This is a genomic window from Fibrisoma limi BUZ 3 (assembly GCF_000296815.2).
Classification (GTDB): Bacteria; Bacteroidota; Bacteroidia; order Cytophagales; family Spirosomataceae; genus Fibrisoma; species Fibrisoma limi.
On record NZ_CAIT01000006.1, the window covers coordinates 78617 to 96964 of the forward strand.

Here is an 18348-nt window from a genome sequence, read left to right on the forward strand (position 1 = left end):
CTTAAATCTGGTACCCATAACGGGCAAAAATTGGTCGCCAGTAGTCTGTGCCGTGAATATCCCAGGCGTGGCAACCGAACGGCAGCTTGCCCTGGTTATACTGTTCGACGGCCCGCTGCGGATAAAACTCAACGGCAAAACGAAGCGCCGTCCGGTAGTCTGGAATACGCAGCAGGGGTAGATACCGATTGACTTCAATTCCCCAGAATACATCTTCATTATACTGATGAGCGCTGATTTGCTGGTAGCGCTCAATCTTCCGCCGGAAAAAACGTAGCCACCGCAGCATGGACGGAACCCGCCGAAGCGACAGACCGCCGTTGCCCACGCTGTTCAGACTGACGATCTCACGGGGTGTCACACCATCGGGCTTTTTAAGGTCCAGTAGTGTTGCCACTTTCTTCTTAACCGAAAACCAGGCTTCGTCGCGCCAGTCCGTGAAATCACGGTCGCGCAGCCACGGAGCCCCAATATAGTCGTAACCGAGCGCGCACCAGTCGGCCAATTCGTCCTGGAACACAAAGGCATCCAGTTGATGAATCAGAATGTACTCGAAATCAGCGAATGCCTGGTAGAATTCTGCTGACAGCATCAGTTGGTTATATGCTTGAATATCAATGAAATAGCTGTCGTTAAATCGACGGGCCTGCAAAAATGGGTATAAATCCTGGTAATACGAAGTGTCGAGGGATTGCGGAGCGGCTAAAACAATGGTAAACTTATTTAAAATCCGTATGCACTGCGTCAGAGCGATGCGCTCGTGGTCGGTAAGGGTAGGTTTATAGACGGGAATTACAACACTGACGTTTACAGAAGCCGTAGCCTTCATACAAGTTTGGGTTGGCCCAGCCGTTGCTGCACGGCTCGCTGCACCCAACTGTAGGGCAATTCAGCGCAGGGGTGATCAAAATTATTCAAAATACTTACACCCTCTCCTCGCTTGTACCGACCCGAATAGGGCAGGTAATTGACAAAGTCGAACAGCCGACCGAGGAGGATGACGCCGTCGGTACCGACGGCGTTGGCCATGTGAGCCGGACCACTGTCAATGCCGATGAACAGATGCGCACGTCGGATCACCTCGGCCGTTTCGAGTAGGCTGAGCTGCCCGCAAAAACTGCGAAACCGGGGGTGTTCGATGGTGACAACCGGATTGATACCGACTTCCACCACGGGGTAGGGATGCGTATCGAGCAGCCATTGTACCAACTGATGCCAGTTACCAGCGGGCCAGTCGCGCGGGGCATAGCTGGATTGGCAGTGAATGACAATGGGGCCACTACCATCCGGAGCCATCGGAACCGGGAGCGTATCGACCCGCTGACGTACCGACTCGGGAATGTACATCTTCGGGTCGTCGGTCATGGGCGGCAATCCGGCTACCTGCGAAAAGGAATACAGCAGATCCCCGCGATCGTAGTAATTGTCAAAATGCATACCGATCCGTTCGGCATTTGGGTTAACAGGATCATCCGGGCAGTACTTACACTTCCGGTGGGAGAGGTGCAGATTGTAGATGTGGTCGAAAACGCCCGAATGAATCAGTTGTTCGCGGTGGCCGGGGCACAGTTCAATCAAATAACCGTCCAGGTCCGGATGATGCGCTACTAACTCGACGTATGGACGACGAACAAACCAGATAATGTGTCCGTCGGGGTGACGGCGTCTAACCTCACGGGCCACCGGCTCACAGGCGATGATGTCGCCCATCTGCTCCGATAGAATGATGGCTACCAATGGGCGTTTGCCCAGTTTTAGTTTCAGTTTTCGTAAGCGAAGTAAATCCAGCGTCGCCCACCAGTATCGGTCGATAAGATGACCGTATTTGCTGTGGCGATGGATCCATATTTCTTTAGTTCGGTGCCATGTTGGCATAACGCTACGTGGCTAAGAGTTCAATTACTTTGTTAAACGGTGCATTGACCGCTTTCCGCACCCGCCGATACCGCAATACCCTGGGCGGTTTAATGTAGATGCAGGGGTAGTGACGGTACTGATCGTTGTGGTTCGCCAGGAGCCGGCTGCGGTACAGATCAAACAACGGCCAGGCATCGGGCCGGTCTGTAAACGTGTAGCGGGTCTGGTATTTCGATACGTCGTCCGGCTTGTATGGACTGTATCCGCTATAATGAAAAAATTGTACCGGATCGGTTCCATTTACCAGCCATTGACCCTCGGCATCCTGCGATAACTGCCGTTCGTGCATGTTCCAGTAGGCAACGTTGTAACCAAGATGATGTTCAATCAGTACGTTGTCATAATACACCGGGGCAAAGTTCACCCAGTGCTGGTCGACGAACAACCCATTGCATAAATCGAGCCGACATTCATAAACGAGCCGCTGTTTCCACCATTCAACAAAGTGCCGGGCGCTGGGATCGTTCCGCAGACCGATAAAGCCCAGGTTGAACACACCCGTGTTGAGGTGGTGCTGTTCGTTCGGGCGCTCCCAGTCGGGGGTGGGCGAACAGGTGTGCGGTGTCAGTACGAGGCTGTAGGTCGACAAATCCCGCTTGAGCTTGTCGAGCGGCTGAAACACGATGATGTCGGGGTCAAAGTAGATGACTTCCGTAACGTCCGGGTAGTGTTTATAAAAATAGTCGATGTAAAACGGCTTAACGGCCGTGTTCAGCTCGGTAATGTCGTAGCGTTTCCCCATGCCCTCAAAATCCGGAATCTCGATCTGGTCTACCTCCAGCATCTCGTAGCCGGGCGCGAGCGAGTCGGGCAGGTTGGCCACACTGAGCTTGTCGACCAGACCGATTACGTACCGGAAGTCGGGATTGGTTTGCCGTAACGAATCGCCCAGCGTGCGGGCCTGGGCCAGGTAATTAACTGAACAAATGGTAAATGCCAGTGTCATGCGTACTGTAAAGAATGGGCTGCTGATCGGTGGGATGGATCAGCTACTTGTCATTGTAAGAGAAATAACGCTTTAAACCGTTGATGGGTTTCTCAAAGGCATACCACGATACCGATGCGAGCGCAATCAGCACGGCCAGACTGAACAGCCGGTGCGACCAGTAACCCAGCGTAGGATGAATACCAAACCGCCCGGCAATACGTAGCAAAAACGGCACCAGGTACCCCGGAACCAGCATGTGGAACACATAGATGCCGTAGCTGATGCGGCCAACATATTGGAGGGCGCCGTTGTCGAGCACCCGACCGGTGATACCCCGAATACCCAGGCTGGCGTTGGCGACCACGTACAGCGACAGTACCGAAATCAGCAGCCGCTGGAACAGGACCACCAGTACATCGTCGCCGGGCAGCAACAACAGACAGGCAAAGCCCACCAGGGCCAGAACGGCCGCCAGCGACAGTCGCTTCAGAAACGTACCAGCCTGCTCCGGCTCTTCGGTGATAACATGAGCCCAGAGAGCTCCTAAGCCAAAGGCATCGAGGCTGGCTGGCATTAATACCCCGTCGAGGTCACCCCGCAGGTAGCCGATGCCCCGCGATACAACCCCGATGACGATAAGGCCGATAATGGCCGTGCGGGTTGATGAACGGGGTGTCAGAAATACGATCCAGGGCCAGATCAGGTATAATTGTTCCTCAACGCCCAGCGTCCAGAAAGGAGACAGCAGGTCGGACCAGTTACCGGTCTGATGCAGCAGGATGTTGTAGCCGTAGAGGTAATAATAGAGTGGGTATTCGTCGATGTCCGACGCCTGTGGCAGGGCGATCAGCACGAACGTAATGACCAGGTAATACAAAGGAAAAATTCGCAGCGCCCGCCGGACAAAGAAGTTGCGGTACGTGTCGCTAAGTTGCGCCGATCCCGCCAGAATGCGGTTGCGGTTTTGCAGCAGAATCCGGCTGATCAGAAAACCACTGATGACAAAAAAAATCATCACGCCAATGGTACCGTTGGGCAGGCGGTTGATGCCTTCGCCGGTGGGAAACCAGTGGTATACGACCACCAGCATGACGGCCAGCGTTCGTAGGGCATCCAACTGGGGCATGTGCGTCAGCCGCGACAGGTCAGTGCGGGGCTGCGCTGATCCGGCCGGGCCAGACACCACCGTGAGGATATTCCGCTTAGGCATGCGAAGAATTGGTCAGTTGCGCAAACAAAGTTAGCAGGGTTTCGACACTTTGGCGGGCCGGATGCCGTTCCTGTATCTTCTGATTCAGCCGCCGGCCGAGCGTACGGCGTAATTCCGGCTGTTCGATCAGTTCTACAACCCGGCTGCTCATGGCATCGAGGTCGAGGTAGGGAACAACAAATCCGCCATCGGTTTCAACCAGTTCGGGCGAGCCGCCGGCTTTGTCGAAGCACACAACCGGCAAATTGCACAAACCCGCTTCGAGTACGACGAGTGGGTAGGGGTCTTCCCGCGAACACAACACAAACACGTCGAACTGGCTCATGTACCGGAGCACTTCGGGGGTTTGTGGCACCAGATGAACGCGGTCTTCCAGCTCCGCTTTCTGAATGTCCAGCACCAGGTCGTCGCGAAGCGTGCCAGGCTGCATTCCTACCCAGACAAAATGCACATCCTGGGCCGACATCCGCCCCGTGACTATTTTAGCCATCGAAACAAACAAATCGTTGCCTTTTCGCCACTCGGCGTTGCCGCAGCCGCCAATAACAACCGCGTTTTCGCCGATGCCGAGTGACTCAAGAACGCCCGGCTGCTGCTGAGCGTCCTGCACGTTTCGAATCAGAGCGGGCGTATCAATCAGGGTGAATAACGTAATGCGGGCTGGATCGAAGCCGTGTTCCTGCTCGTAGTAGCGGGCGGTAGCCCGCGATACGGCCAGCAGGTGGGTCGTGCGATTCAGCAGATAGGCTAATTCCTCGGGCTGGGTATAAATGCGCACCGAGAGCGGCAGCTCATGCACGAACGTAACAACGGGCACATCGGGCGATATAGGCAAGTGGCTCAGCCAGCGGCCACTCGTTACGGTGTTGACCAGCACCAGATCGATTGAGTCGAGGGCTAATTCTGTCCGGAGGGTTTGCTGATGCTGCTCCAGTTTCTGCTGATACGCCTGCTGCCAGAGTCCTAATTTGCCCAGGAGCTTGTCGGCAACGCCACCCACCACGTGGGGGTCGGGTTCCGGCCAGAGCACTACCGGACAGACCTGCTGGTATTCGTCCAGCAACGCGCCCCCGGCTCCCAGCAGCAACCGCATCTGAATGCCTTCCTGTTTCAGCAGGCGCATGAGCTGGAGCAGCACCAGTTGAGCGCCTGCGCGGTTGGCATCGTGGCCAATGAGGAGAATGGTTTTCAAAGGAGTAAAGGAGAAGAGGAAGGAAAGGAGGAAAGGAACGAGGAGAGCGCAAATACCTTTCTCCTTTCCTCCCCTCCTCCTTTCTCCCCTTAGTTAATACGTTTCGTGACTGGGCTTGGGGAGTTTCTTGGCTGGATTGCCAATGTAAACACCCCATTCTTCCGTGTCTTTGTAAATAGCCGACGCCATGCCTACCAACGTGCCGGTGGCTACATGCAAATAATCCCGAATTGTACTATTAACACCAAAAAAGCAATACGGTTCAATCACGCAGTGACCTGACATGACCACGTGCGATGTGAAGAAAACGTGGTCCTTGATCTGGCCGTGGTGACCGATATGGTTGCCACTCCAGAGCACTACGTTATTGCCGATGGTTGTAAACGGCTGGATGGTATTATCTTCCAGAATAAAGCAGTTTTCGCCGATCTGGTTGCCGAAGGTCGTTGCTTTGGAGCTGATGTATGAAATAAATTCATAGCCTTTAGCTTTGGCCTCGAGGTAGATTCGCTCCCGGTTCTTGTTCATGCCCCGGCCTGTCATCGGCGCGAAAAACTTAAATTCCTGCGGAGGATACAGCGTTTCGACCTCTTCAAACGCCACCACGGGCAATCCGCGGAATTCGGTTTCTTTCAGGTAATCACGGGTGAGCGTGAAAGCCACCACCTCGTGTTCTGAGTCGTGGGTAAGGTAGAAATGCGCTAATTCGGCCGTATCCATCACGCCGAAAATGACCACTTTTGCCATATTGGTAATGAGTGAAAGAGTTAATGAGCGAACGAGTGAAAATCTCACGAATCTAATCGCGCTTTCACTCGTCCACTCGTTCGCAATTAAATCAGATCATATTCGTCAAGCATTGTCCGGACGCTGGCCGGATCGTTGAACATCAGAATGTCCAGAATAGATAACCAGGGAATAAAATCGGCTTGATTCCGGTTGAACTGCGGATAGTCAACGCGTCGGGCTTTGATAAAGAATAACTCAATACCAGCCTCCGCAAACGTAGGCTTGTCGTACAGTTCCATGCCCCCGATCGGGTTAATATACCGGGTGGCGTTTTCCTGCCGACAAATATCAAGTATCCGTTCCTGTGCCTTCAGATGCGTATTATCGTACGTCGTTGAGGTTGGTACCAGCGTTGTCGATAGACCGATGTACTGATTTAGCTCCACCAGGCTATTGTGAATCAGCCCGGCAATGGAATCGGTGTCAAAGTTGATGATTTTTTCAGTGATGGGCAGTACCGTTCCGTAATAGGGGGCTTTTCGGTACCCTTGTTCAATGGTCTTCAGGAGTTTGCTGCGCCATTTAGGATCGTCGGCCAGTTTGACCTCTTTGATTCGCTTGTTCTGGCTGGCATCCTTCAGCGGTACGGTAAACAAATATTCCTGGCCATTGATCAGCAGTTTGTTCCGGTTAATCCACCCCCGGTTAATGAACGATACGTCGTCGTAGAGCACAAACGTATCGACAGCTTTCATCAACTGCATATACCCGACGTAGGGCAGGAAGTAAGGTTGCATGATAGCGAGCGTCATGGCGGAACGAGGGGGTAAGGGTCAACGTTTAAGGGCCAATGTGTTAAGCTTGGCATGGAGAGCCACCTGACCGTTGACCCTTAAACTGTGAACATGAAACGTTAAACTTATTTCAGTTTGCGTAAGTAATAATCTTCGCCCGGCACGATCAGGTCTTTCATGGTCGTGTCGGTACCTAACCGCAGATCGCCGGGGCGCGGTTTGATTACACTCTTATCAAAAAACAGATAATCAGCCTCTTTCGGAATAGGGCGTAGGCCCTGCTCGAACGGATTAATAGGAATCAGCCGACGCGATAGCTCCGGACCATAAAGCGGATATTCATAATCGTCGTTGATAGTACCCAGCGCTACGGTGGCTTTGGCCGGTACCAGTTCGTCGAAACGTTTGTAGGGCTGGTAAATATCGGGGCGGCCGAGGGTCATCTGCCGGATACGGTCGGAGTTGAACGCCGACGGGTACGTAATACCTGTAGGTCCTGTCCACTCGAACGGCAACGCCCGGATGTTTAGAAAGACGCAGAGCAGGGCGGACAAACACCCCAGTCCTGCGATCAGGCCAACGTAAGCCTTCCAGGCCGGTCGGCCGGGTTTATCAACGGCAATGGCTGGTTTCAGGAATAATAATGCCAGGAACGTCACCCCAAACAGACCGGTTTCAATAAAGTAGCGGCCTTTAAACGGGTCGTAAGGAGCCGAGTAGGAGAGGGCGGCAAAGTGGAGCGCAAGCGCCAGACCCAGGTAAACATGAGGTGTTGAACGAATAATACCCGTAAGGACCAGGATTACCAGCGGGAAAATCAGACCAAAACCGAAAACGCCCCAGTACGGGTTGGCATTGTAGAACACGAACCGCCGATCAAACGCAAAGGGCACAATCGAAAAGTCGGTTTCCTCGTCGAGTCGCAGGCGAAGCTTGTCTTCCAGCACCACTGCCGGGACGCGCATGAGGTGATTGAGCTCAGCCCCAGCTTCGAGATTCCGGATGCCATCGAGGTTGAAATGGTCATAAGCGTAACGTACTACGTTTCGGCTTCCCTGCTCCAGCAGATTACCCAGCGAACCGGCCCGCTCCACCGACTGGTGGCGAAGAGCGGTTGGCGGACCAATCGGATGGCCAAACACTTCAATGTTCTTCAGGTAACCCGTCGGCAGCATCCAGAGGCAAATGCCCACAAAAATAGCTGCGGCCAGCCGAACTGTGCGGGCGACCGTTGTTTTCCAGGATGGGGCCAGAAATACCGTGTACAGCATGATGACGAACACCGAGGGCTGCAACAGAGCAAAGGTGATCTTATGGCCGAAGGCAATGCCGTATACCATACCGGCTAGCCACAGGTAGCGGTTGTCTCGGGTTTGGCGGAACGTGAAGAGCATGTACAGCAGCACGCTCAGGTAGGCCGTCAGCACAATGTCAGTCTCGGTTGTGATGGCCTGCATCAGAAAGTCCGGCAGCAGGGCGTAGGCCAGCGCACAGAGAAAACTGGCCGATAGCCGGTTGCCGATACGTTGCACGATACCGAAAACGGATATGAGGGCGGTCCAGTAGCTCAGGTGGTGAATGAACTTGAAGGCATTCTCGAATCGGCCCGTCATCAGAAACGAATAGATCTGGAGCGTGCAGACGCTCTTCGGATACGTATCCATGTTCCAGTTCGTTCCGCCGAAGTGCCGCATCGTACCCCGCTGGATGTACTGCATCACCCTGTTGAGGTGACCTGTCATGCTGTCCCACTCGTTCGGGACAGTAAACAGGACGAGCAGCAGGTTTGTCACGGCGATGATCGCCAACGTACCGAACAGGGCAGAAAAGAGAAGCTTCGGAAACGTAGGAAGCGTTCCGAACCAGTCGCGGAAGGTCTGCCGGCGCTGGCCGATCAACTGACTTACCGAAAAGACAGCCGGCTGATCCGTGACGGGTTTAGCCCAGCGTAACGCCCAGCCAATTACGGTTGCGGTGAGAAAAACGGAACCCGCCCAGACGAGCGTGTTGGCGGTCAGATACAGCGCTGAAAGAACGAAGCCGGTCAGGACAACGCTGCCGACACCCAGCAAAAACGAGACTAAATACCACTCGGTCAGCGACGGACGGCTGATGCGCGTCGCGAGCCAACCCACATACACTAGAAATCCAAGAAGCGCAATCAGATACAAGACGGTCATACAGAACAATCGAATGATGAAAAGCGAACAAAGTACCGAATGCCGGGGCTAGGAGCCCGGAGTGGCCATTCAGGGCTGGATCACTGTTCAATACTCGCTACGTTGGCCGATACAGTTTCGTTAACGATCTGGCAGATACGGTCTACATCCGATTCCGGCAGATCCGGGTAAAGCGGCAGTGCCAGAACGCGCAGGGCAATATCTTCCGATACAGGGCAGGGTTGTGCCAGATGCGCCACAAACGGCAGCGTATTCAGCGACGGATAAAAATAGCGCCGGGGCAGAATTTCATTGCGTTTCAATGCGTCAACAACCTGCAGCAGCTTCGCTTCCGATTCAAAGACGACCGGGTAATAGGCGTAGTTGTAGTCAACGCCCGGGGTTAGAGTCGGGCGGGTTATGTTCTCGAAGTCGAGTCGCGTATCGTACCAGCTAAATACCTGTTTGCGGGCGGCAATTAAACTGGGCACTTTGGGCAGGTTGCATAAGCCCATGGCCGCGTGGAACTCCGAGTTTTTGGCGTTGATGCCGATGCTGTAATAATCGTCGTTGCGATGCCCGAAGGAACGGTAGAAATGAAGTTTCTGCGCCATTTCGTCGCTATCGGTCACAATGCAGCCACCCTCGACGGTATGAAACACCTTCGTCGCGTGGAAGCTGCACGTACTCAGATCGCCGTAGCTCAGAATAGAGCGGCCATTGTACGTAGCCCCGAACGTGTGAGCCGCGTCGTAGATAACCTTGAGACCGTATTTATCCGCAATGGCCTGAATCTGTTCAACGCGGCAGGCATTGCCATACACGTGCGTAGCCATGATAGCCTGCGTGTTCTCGGTAATCAGCGGCTCAATTTTATCGGGGTCGATGCAGTAATCATCCGGCCGGATGTCAGCGAAAACAGGCGTACAGCCTTCCCACAAAATGGCGTTGGTCGTAGCCACGTAGGAAAAGGGCGTCGTGATGACTTCCTTGGTAATATCCAGCGCCTTGAGGGCCATCTGGAGCACAACGGTGCCGTTGGTGCAGAATTTCAGGTGACGGACGCCCAGATACTCTTTTAGCTGACTTTCCAGCTCACGTAGTAGTGGGCCGTCGTTGGTCAGGTGTACCCGTTCCCAGATGCCCTCCAGGTAACGGTTGTATTCCTCAAGATCCGGCAGGTATGATTTTGTGACGTTGATCATAATCAGTTTACGGTTAACGGTTTACAGTTTTAAGTCCTTCAACCGAAAACTGCAACCGATGACCTTATTTTGCTGGTACTTCTTCCAGGGCTTCCATCTCAAACCGGAACTGCGGCCGAACGTAACCCGGCCACTTTCCGTACCAGGCCACCCCTTCGCGGTAATCTTCGACGTCGAAGGTAAGCCCTTCTTCCAGTTGGAACAAAGGCGTAACGGTGTCCTTAACGACCATCACCGAGATGGTGTACGACCCGTCGTTCAGGAAATAGCCCGGAATCAGGCATTCGCCCGCAATCAACCCTTTACCGTAGGGCAGGGATTGCGTACCGACGTTGAAAATGCACTCGCCCGTCAGCGAGTTCAGGTGCAGGCTCAGGTTCAGGTTGGCCCGCTCCATCATGTTCCAGAACTCGAACCGCACCCGCATGGGCGTCCGGACGTCGATATGCGTTGTGTTATCAGGGTATTCGGGGATAAGCTCGATCCGACGGATACGTACCAGATCATTGCCGGGGGCCTCTTCGGGCGTATCCCACTGGCGAGCCAGTCGGGTTTTTGAAACCTTACTCAGGTAGGATTGAATAACCTGGTTGGTTTCGCCCTGCTCGACCAGTCGGCCTTTCTCGAAAAACAGCGTTTTGTTGCAGAGGGCCTGTACGGCTGTCAGGTTATGGCTGACGAACAGGATAGTCCGGCCGCTCGTCGATACGTCGCGCATCTTACCCAGACTCTTTTTCTGAAACTCGGCGTCGCCCACGGCCAGAACTTCGTCCACAATCATAATTTCGGGATCAAGGTGGGCCGCAATGGCAAAACCCAGCCGCACGTACATACCCGATGAATACCGCTTTACGGGCGTGTCCAGAAACTTCTCAACCCCGGCAAAGGCAACAATTTCGTCGAAGTGCTTCCGGATTTCGCTCCGGGTCATACCCAGCAGCGAGCCGTTGAGGTAAATATTTTCGCGGCCGGTCAGTTCGGGGTGGAAGCCCGTTCCAACTTCAAGTAGGCTGGCTACGCGGCCCCGGATGCGAACGGAACCGGTGGTCGGCTCAATGATTTTACTCAGAATTTTCAACAGGGTGGATTTACCGGCACCATTGTGTCCCACGATACCCACCCGATCGCCCTGCTCGATGGTGAAACTAACATCGCGCAGGGCCCAGAACTCCTCCCGCGTCAAACCTGACTCTACCTGTTTTCCCCGCCCAAACCACTGCCGGAAGTTTTCGGCCACCACATCGCGCAGGGTATTGACGCCCTTGCCGCGCTGGTGGTCAATGATGTACTGTTTGCTAATATTCTCGACGGTAATGACAGACATGGTGACTGCTGGTGAGTTGGTCAGTCGATCAACTGATTAACGGACCGACTGGTTAAATGTCATCAACAAAGGTATTCTCGCGCTTCCGGAAAAAATAGACCGAGGCTGCCAGACAGACCGCAACCATCAGCACGGATACTAAGATACTTTGCGGGTTGAAAAACGCCTTCTCGCCGAGTAAGGCCCAGCGGAAGCCGTCAATAATACCAACCAGCGGATTCAGAATGTAAAATTTATAAAACCATTTATCGGCTACGATCCGGCTGCTGTAGGCAATCGGGCAGACGTAAAAACCGACCTGCACCAGAAATGGGATCAACTGGCCAATATCCCGGAATCGTACGTTGATTACCGCAAAAAATAAGCCGAACGCAAACGATGCCAGCAGGGCCAGCAGCATAAACACCGGCAGGAACAGAATGTGCCAGTCGGGCACGAACCGGTACCAGGCCGCAATCAGAATAAATAACCCGAGTGACACCAAAAAGTCTAAAAAACTAACGGCCACCGCGCTGAGGGGCATGATGAGCCGCGGGAAATACACCTTTGTGACGAGGTTGGCGTTCAGGGTCACACTGTTGCTGACCTGCGTGAAGGCATTAGCAAAAAACGTCCAGACCGTAATACCCGCCAGGACCATCAGTGGATACGGTATCCCTGGTTCGGCTGGTAGTTTGGCAATGACGCTGAAGACCAGCACCATAATGAGCATGGTTGTCAGCGGACGAATGACACTCCAGGCTGTGCCGAGGGCCGTCTGTTTGTACCGGACGGAGATGTCGCGCATGGACAGGATGAACAACAGCTCACGGTTCCGCCACAGATCGCGCCAGTAATGCCGCTCAGCGCGACCAGGTTGAATAACTACTTCGTGTGTTTTCATTAACAAAAGTCAGGCAGGATAGCCTGGTAGTGACCTTTCGGCTTATTCTTCCCGCATGATGGAGCGGAAGGTCTCGCGCAAAAATACAACGATTACGCTTAGCAACAGACCCAGGGCAACGCCGATCTGAAACCCAACGGGGGTGATGATTTCTTTGTACAGCGGAAACGCCACCGGCTCGATAATGGTGAAGAGCGGAGCTTCCCGGATCATGGAAAGCCGCATGTTCTCGGCACTTTGCAACGCCTGGTAGTACAGCGTGGTCAGGAAGGTCGAGTTTCGGCTCAGCTTGGTTTCCTGAATACGGCCCTCTGCAACCACTACCTGCTGGTTCTGGTCAATGTATTTGGCCAGTCTGTTTTCAGTTCCGGTGAGTAGCCGATACAACGAGTCGGCCCGGTTTGTGAGCAGTTCCGACATTTCCTTGGTTTTCTTGGTCTGCTTCTCCCGATAGTCCTGCTCAATAGTTTTCAGGTGGTTGTCAACGAAGGCGGCTGCCAATTGCTCATCCTGCATACTGCCCCGCAGTTCCATAAACGACGACTTCCGCTCGGGCTGCGTTACGTTAAATTCCGTATCGATACGGCCGTAGATCTGGGCCATTGCAATGGCTTCCTGCTTGGTGTATTCCTTCGGCGTTTTGGCCCGGGGAAACGAGAAAGCCCGCAGTGTATCGCTTTTTTCCCACTCTTCATCCCGGATGCCGCTGTGCTGGATATAGTAGTTGACCAGCAGGGTATCCTTGCCGTTGATGTTGACGGTTTTCATCAGCGTCTTTTCAACGACCGGCCGCGATTTGGCGTAAATCAGGAAGTTGTCACCCACGAAGATGCTCGCATCCGGGGCGGCCTGGCTCAGACCAAACGCGCTGGCCAGTTGCCCCAGTTCACCAAAGGCGCTTGAGGGACTACCCCCCCCCAGGTTAAACTTCATCGTAGCGGTATAGACCGGCTTCTTTTCGTGCGTAATGTCGTAGATGAAGCCAATGGCGGCTCCAATGCCCGTCAGAATGACCAGCAGCAGCCAGTTACGTCGAAAGACGTTCTTGAGCTGATAGACACGTAGCACAACTGCCTTGGGCGAAATCTGATCGGGAGGCAGTGGCCGCGTTACCAGATTGGTTGTATCCGTTGATGAGTTGGCATTCATACAGTTTCTTTCTTCAGGTTAGTTGGCAACCCGGGTCAGGGCGATGACCAGGCCAATTACAGAAAGGAGCGACGAAATCGTACCCGCCGTTGAACTCAGGATCTGCTGTGGCGTTAACGGCGTAGAGGTCTGTTTCGGTACAATTACTTCTGAACCGGGCTCCACACGCGGATAGATGTTGAAGAACATAAACTTCCGGGTGCGGTCTACCGAGCCATTGGCGTACACAACAAACGATTTCCGGCGCTGTGATTTTGAGGTAAAGCCACCCGCCTGGCTGATGTAATCCTGGAAGGTTTGGCCGCCCCGGTACTTCACTGTTGTCGGCATCAGGACTTCGCCCTGAACACGTACCGTTTCCAGTAATTTCGGGATGCGCAGCAGGTCACCTTCCTGCACCAGAATGTCCTCCGACGAACCTGGCTTCTCCAGAATTTTCCGGAGATTAATGCCAATCGATTCTTCCTGATCGGGAGCAAGCGCTTCGGTTTCAACCACCGCTTTACTACCAGCCGCATCCGAAATATCAGTAACCGACTGATTCCGGCGGGCAATCTCGTCGGCGCTCAGTTTGACGCGCCGGATCAGCGTAGCACCGGCCGGATACGCCTGGGGCGTCAAGCCACCGGCCAGCCCAATCAGATCCGAAATCTTCTGGTCTTTACTGCGAATCGGATATTCACCCGGAACAATCACCTCACCTTCAACCCGAGCGTACGTCTGAATCAGGTAATTCGGCGACCGGCGAACGATAATCTGGTCGAACGGCTCCAGCACAAACTTGTTGTCATCGCTGCTCATTGACAGATCCCGGTTTACGTTGAAGCGGTAAATATCGGCAATCTGGGCTGATGCAGACCGGGGATCAACGTCTTTTTTCCGGCGTACCACTTCCACCTGCGAAGCCGCTGCCGACTCCTTCAGGCCACCTACACGAAGCAGCGCGTCGTTAAGCGTCATGTTCGCCATATACTGAATGCCTTCGTTCGGGATGTTTACCTCACCCTGCACGGAGATGTTAGCCTGTTCTGCCAGATCGAACTTCGACGTAATGATCACCTGGTCTTCCCGCTGGAGCGGAACGTCCGGCTGATTGCCATTCAGGATGTCGGCCAGATTGACCGTAATGTTTTCGATCGCGAGGTCTTCGCGCGTCCGGATGATATTGATCCGGCCTACAAACGCGTCTCCTCTCAGCCCTTCGGCATTCTGAATGAGTTGTTTCAGCGTTTTGTTCTGATCGAGCGAATACTGACCCGGGCGGAAAACGGCCCCTTCGATAGTGATCTGGTTTTCGAAGCGATCCAGCAACTGCTCGACCGTTACGAGGTCGCCGTCCTGCATATCAAACTGAGCGAACTGATCGGATGTTACGTCAATCACCTTACGCTCGCGGTCGGTCAGACGCGTCACCTTGATCCGGCCTTTATAGGCGTTGGCCGCAAAGCCGCCGGCGTAGTACAGCAGCCGATCGAGGGATTCTTCCGGCAGCAGTTCGAAAATGTTGTTCCGTTTAACTGTTCCCGTGATTTCGACCCGCGATACAAACGTCCCGAACCGGATCACGTCGTTGTCGCGTAGGGGCACATCGTTACGTTGCGTACCGGTCAGCAGGTAATCGTACAAATCCAGCGTTGCTACTACCTTGTTGTTGCGGATAAGCTGGACTTTACGGAACGAGCCCAGTTCGTTCGGACCACCGGCCTGATAGATGGCATTCATCACCGTCGACAGCGACGACAGCGTATAGGTTCCTGGCCGGACCGCTTCGCCCAGGACCGATACCCGGATGCTGCGGATGTTGCCCAGCGTAACCTCCAGGAATGTATTGGCCGCTCCGTAGGACGACGATCGTAGACCCACGTACCGCTTAGCTAACCGGCCGGTGATGCGGGCTTTGGCCTGTTCGATGGTCAGGCCGGCCACGTAAACGGGGCCAATACCCGTAGCCTGCCCGAAGTAGACATTACCTTCCGGCGAAACGGTCTGGCTGAAATCCGTTTCCGAATAGCCATACATTTGGATATTGAGCTGATCGCCGGGCCCGACGATGTAGTTGCGGGGGGTCGCAATGTTCAGATTCGGCTGAAACGTTTGCTCCAGGTTCGGGTCGTTGAACAGGCTGTAGCCAAAAAGTTTTTGGCGCGTTTCCTCACGTTCTCTCCGGCGGGCCGCTTCGTAGCCGTCTTCCAGGGCCTCCTGCGTTGTGGTTGGTTGTTGATTTAGTGAGTCGGACAACACTTCGCCCGTCTGGCTGGTTTGGCCATTGGCGGCCTGCCGACCGTTGCCGGGCTGATTTACCGGTCCGTTCACCTGCCGGCCAGATTGCTGATTTATGCCCGGGGCCTGACTACTACGTCCGTTTGGCTGCGTTGTATTATTCAGGGTACCGTTGGTACGGTTGCCCGGTACATTGACATTATTTGGTACGGTGACCGGTCCCCGACCGGGTACATTGACGGTTGAGCCCGGTTGCAGCGTACCTGTTCCGCCTCGCGATGGAATAGAGCCGGGCTGTGTAGTGACCCCTCCGGGCATGGTTGGCGTGATCTGAGCGCGAACCGACAGGCTGCCGGTCATCAGCAAAAAAGCGAGCAGCCAATAGCTGAGTCGGCGGTTAGACAAAAAAAATGCGGAAGTTGAAGAATTTAGCCTGAAGTTGTGGTTAATTCGGGATTTTTGCATATTTTTAAGATGTCGAAACCCCCTGGCTAACCAACGTTGAGGGTTTGTATGTAACGACACAAACGTGGCCATAGTACGCATGGCGGTTCAGTCGGCAAAATAAGTGAACTTTTTTTGTTTTATCAGCAAGTTTCCTATTCAGCGGAAGGTTTTCATACGCTTATTCGTATGCGTATAATTTTTCTAATGTCTGGAATTGACAAATATTGTCACCTACCGATGGTTTAGGACATTTTCACGTTAAAACCCTTTATGGCAGATTCGATAAATCAGAACGTACAGTACAACGAAGACAGTATTCGATCCCTTGATTGGCGCGAGCATATTCGCCTGCGGCCTGGTATGTACATTGGTAAACTCGGCGACGGCTCGGCCGCCGACGATGGTATCTACGTGCTGCTGAAAGAAACCATTGATAACTGCATCGACGAGCACGTAATGGGCTTCGGCAAAACCATTGAGGTGCGCGTGACCGATCACCGCGTGGAGGTGCGTGACTATGGCCGGGGTATTCCTCTGGGGAAAGTTGTCGAGGTAGTATCGAAAATTAATACCGGCGGTAAATACGATTCAGGAGCTTTTCAGAAGTCGGTTGGGCTCAATGGGGTCGGTACGAAAGCCGTAAACGCCCTGTCGACGTACTTCCGGGTGCAATCGTTCCGCGATGGCCGGACCGTCTGGGCCGAGTTTGAGCGGGGTGAACTCAAGCATAAAGGTGAGGATGCTACCTCCGAGCGGAACGGGACGCTCATCATTTTCGAGCCGGACGATACGGTTTTCAAGCATTTTCATTTCATTCCCCAGTTTCTGGAAAAAATGATCTGGAATTACTGCTACCTGAATGCCGGCCTGACCATCGTTTTCAACAAGCAGAAATATATTTCGCAGAACGGCCTGCTCGATCTCCTGCGCAACAATACGGACGAGGATGCGCTGCGCTATCCAATCATTCACCTAAAAGGGCATGATATTGAGATCGCCCTTTCGCACGGTAATGCCTACGGCGAAGAATATTATTCGTTCGTTAACGGTCAGAATACAACCCAGCACGGTACGCACCTCAATGCGCTGAAGGAAGCGCTTGTGGAGACCGTGCGGAAACACTTTGACAAGAACTACGAAACCACCGACATCCGGGCCAGTATCATTGCGGCTATCAGTATCCGGGTGCAGGAACCGGTGTTTGAATCGCAGACCAAGACCAAGCTGGGTTCCATCAATATGTCGCCTGAGCCGAACGCGCAGTCCGTTAACTCCTTTGTTAAGGACTTTGTAAAAGAGCGCCTGGACGACTACCTGCATATGAACCCGGCCGTAAAGGATGCACTGAAGAAACGGATCGAGCAGTCGGAGCGGGAACGTAAGGAACTGGCGGGTATTAAAAAACTGGCGAACGAACGCGCCAAGAAGGCCAGCCTGCATAATAAAAAATTGCGCGACTGCCGGGTTCATCTGCCCGACGTCAAAGCCGACGATCGATACCAGACGACTCTGTTCATTACGGAAGGAGATTCGGCCAGCGGCTCCATCACCAAGTCGCGGAACGTACAGTTGCAGGCGGTGTTCAGCCTCCGTGGAAAACCCCTGAACTGCTTTGGACTTACCAAGAAGGTGGTGTACGAGAACGAAGAGTTCAACCTGCTGCAGCACGCCCTCGATATCGAAGACGGCCTGGATGGACTGCGCTACAACCGTATCGTGATTGCTACCGACGCCGATGTCGATGGTATGCACATCCGGTTGCTGATGCTGACCTTCTTCCTGCAATTCTTCCCCGATCTGGTCCGGAATGGTCACCTGTATATCCTCGAAACCCCTCTGTTCCGCGTACGTAACCCCAAGAATCATAAAGAAACGACGTACTGCTATTCGGAAGAGGAAAAACAGAAGGCCATCGATAAACTGACCAAAGGCGGCAAGAAAGTGGAGATTACCCGCTTTAAAGGATTGGGTGAGATTTCGCCGGAGGAGTTTGGTCTGTTTATCGGCGAGAACATGCGGCTGGAACCCGTTATTATGGAGAAAGAAACCTCCGTTCCGAAGCTGCTGAGTTACTACATGGGCAAAAATACGCCCGATCGCCAGCGGTTCATCATCGATAACCTGCGGATTGAGAAGGACGTAGAAGAAGCTGCGCTGGTATAACCTCTGATTAATTCTGAAACATCAAAAA

General features: G+C 53.6%; 14 protein-coding genes. 1 reads left to right on the forward strand and 13 read right to left on the reverse strand.

Going from position 1 to position 18348, the window contains the following annotated elements:
• Position 1: 1 nt before the first annotated feature.
• The 13 genes from BN8_RS08225 to BN8_RS08285 all read right to left on the reverse strand — a co-directional run bounded on the left by BN8_RS08225 (position 2) and on the right by BN8_RS08285 (position 16256).
• Positions 2-829 carry a DUF5672 family protein gene (locus BN8_RS08225; RefSeq protein ID WP_009281372.1) on the reverse strand — a complete coding sequence of 276 codons (828 nt, stop codon included), beginning with the start codon at positions 827-829 and terminating at the stop codon, positions 2-4.
• A complete protein-coding gene (locus BN8_RS08230) occupies positions 826-1875 on the reverse strand; it encodes a glycosyltransferase family 9 protein (RefSeq protein WP_009281373.1) in 1050 nt (349 codons plus the stop codon). Before BN8_RS08230 ends, BN8_RS08225 begins: the two co-directional genes overlap by 4 nt.
• 4 nt (positions 1876-1879) lie before the next feature.
• Positions 1880-2863: a glycosyltransferase family protein gene (locus BN8_RS08235; RefSeq protein WP_009281374.1), complete on the reverse strand. Its 984-nt coding sequence runs from the start codon at positions 2861-2863 to the stop codon at positions 1880-1882.
• A gap of 43 nt (positions 2864-2906) precedes the next feature.
• Complete coding sequence (locus BN8_RS08240; protein ID WP_009281376.1) at positions 2907-4055, reverse strand: acyltransferase family protein; 1149 nt, start codon at positions 4053-4055, stop codon at positions 2907-2909.
• Positions 4048-5247: a glycosyltransferase family 4 protein gene (locus tag BN8_RS08245; protein ID WP_009281377.1), complete on the reverse strand. Its 1200-nt coding sequence runs from the start codon at positions 5245-5247 to the stop codon at positions 4048-4050. Before BN8_RS08245 ends, BN8_RS08240 begins: the two co-directional genes overlap by 8 nt.
• Before the next feature lie 93 nt (positions 5248-5340).
• Positions 5341-5994: an acetyltransferase gene (locus BN8_RS08250; protein WP_009281378.1), complete on the reverse strand. Its 654-nt coding sequence runs from the start codon at positions 5992-5994 to the stop codon at positions 5341-5343.
• Between the two features lie 86 nt (positions 5995-6080).
• Positions 6081-6788, reverse strand: coding sequence for a WbqC family protein (locus tag BN8_RS08255; protein WP_009281379.1), 708 nt, complete (start codon positions 6786-6788; stop codon positions 6081-6083).
• 107 nt (positions 6789-6895) lie between these two features.
• Positions 6896-8950 carry an ArnT family glycosyltransferase gene (locus tag BN8_RS08260; RefSeq protein WP_009281380.1) on the reverse strand — a complete coding sequence of 685 codons (2055 nt, stop codon included), beginning with the start codon at positions 8948-8950 and terminating at the stop codon, positions 6896-6898.
• An 80-nt stretch (positions 8951-9030) separates the two neighbouring features.
• Positions 9031-10134, reverse strand: a complete 1104-nt coding sequence (locus tag BN8_RS08265) for a DegT/DnrJ/EryC1/StrS family aminotransferase (protein ID WP_009281381.1) — start codon at positions 10132-10134, stop codon at positions 9031-9033.
• A 64-nt stretch (positions 10135-10198) separates the two neighbouring features.
• Positions 10199-11458: an ABC transporter ATP-binding protein gene (locus BN8_RS08270; RefSeq protein ID WP_009281382.1), complete on the reverse strand. Its 1260-nt coding sequence runs from the start codon at positions 11456-11458 to the stop codon at positions 10199-10201.
• Between the two features lie 52 nt (positions 11459-11510).
• Entirely contained in the window at positions 11511-12341 is an 831-nt protein-coding gene (locus tag BN8_RS08275) for an ABC transporter permease (protein WP_009281383.1), read from the reverse strand.
• 42 nt (positions 12342-12383) lie between these two features.
• The gene (locus tag BN8_RS08280) at positions 12384-13490 is read right to left on the reverse strand and encodes a GumC domain-containing protein (protein WP_009281384.1); all 1107 of its coding nucleotides are present in this window, start codon (positions 13488-13490) and stop codon (positions 12384-12386) included.
• A gap of 18 nt (positions 13491-13508) precedes the next feature.
• On the reverse strand, positions 13509-16256 hold the full coding sequence (locus tag BN8_RS08285) for a polysaccharide biosynthesis/export family protein (RefSeq protein ID WP_009281385.1): 2748 nt from the start codon (positions 16254-16256) through the stop codon (positions 13509-13511).
• Between the two features lie 171 nt (positions 16257-16427).
• Between BN8_RS08285 and BN8_RS08290 the strand changes: the two genes are divergently transcribed.
• On the forward strand, positions 16428-18320 hold the full coding sequence (locus BN8_RS08290) for a DNA topoisomerase IV subunit B (protein ID WP_009281386.1): 1893 nt from the start codon (positions 16428-16430) through the stop codon (positions 18318-18320).
• Positions 18321-18348 lie beyond the last annotated feature (28 nt).

Excerpts from the sequence above, each read along its gene's own strand:
- BN8_RS08225 (WP_009281372.1), bottom strand. The coding sequence starts at position 829 with ATGAAGGCTACGGCTTCTGTAAACGTCAGTGTTGTAATTCCCGTCTAT.
- BN8_RS08255 (WP_009281379.1), bottom strand. The coding sequence starts at position 6,788 with ATGACGCTCGCTATCATGCAACCTTACTTCCTGCCCTACGTCGGGTAT.
- BN8_RS08290 (WP_009281386.1), top strand. The coding sequence starts at position 16,428 with ATGGCAGATTCGATAAATCAGAACGTACAGTACAACGAAGACAGTATT.
- BN8_RS08275 (WP_009281383.1), bottom strand. The coding sequence starts at position 12,341 with ATGAAAACACACGAAGTAGTTATTCAACCTGGTCGCGCTGAGCGGCAT.
- BN8_RS08260 (WP_009281380.1), bottom strand. The coding sequence starts at position 8,950 with ATGACCGTCTTGTATCTGATTGCGCTTCTTGGATTTCTAGTGTATGTG.
- BN8_RS08230 (WP_009281373.1), bottom strand. The coding sequence starts at position 1,875 with ATGCCAACATGGCACCGAACTAAAGAAATATGGATCCATCGCCACAGC.
- BN8_RS08250 (WP_009281378.1), bottom strand. The coding sequence starts at position 5,994 with ATGGCAAAAGTGGTCATTTTCGGCGTGATGGATACGGCCGAATTAGCG.
- BN8_RS08270 (WP_009281382.1), bottom strand. The coding sequence starts at position 11,458 with ATGTCTGTCATTACCGTCGAGAATATTAGCAAACAGTACATCATTGAC.
- BN8_RS08285 (WP_009281385.1), bottom strand. The coding sequence starts at position 16,256 with ATGCGTACTATGGCCACGTTTGTGTCGTTACATACAAACCCTCAACGT.
- BN8_RS08235 (WP_009281374.1), bottom strand. The coding sequence starts at position 2,863 with ATGACACTGGCATTTACCATTTGTTCAGTTAATTACCTGGCCCAGGCC.
- BN8_RS08280 (WP_009281384.1), bottom strand. The coding sequence starts at position 13,490 with ATGAATGCCAACTCATCAACGGATACAACCAATCTGGTAACGCGGCCA.
- BN8_RS08240 (WP_009281376.1), bottom strand. The coding sequence starts at position 4,055 with ATGCCTAAGCGGAATATCCTCACGGTGGTGTCTGGCCCGGCCGGATCA.
- BN8_RS08265 (WP_009281381.1), bottom strand. The coding sequence starts at position 10,134 with ATGATCAACGTCACAAAATCATACCTGCCGGATCTTGAGGAATACAAC.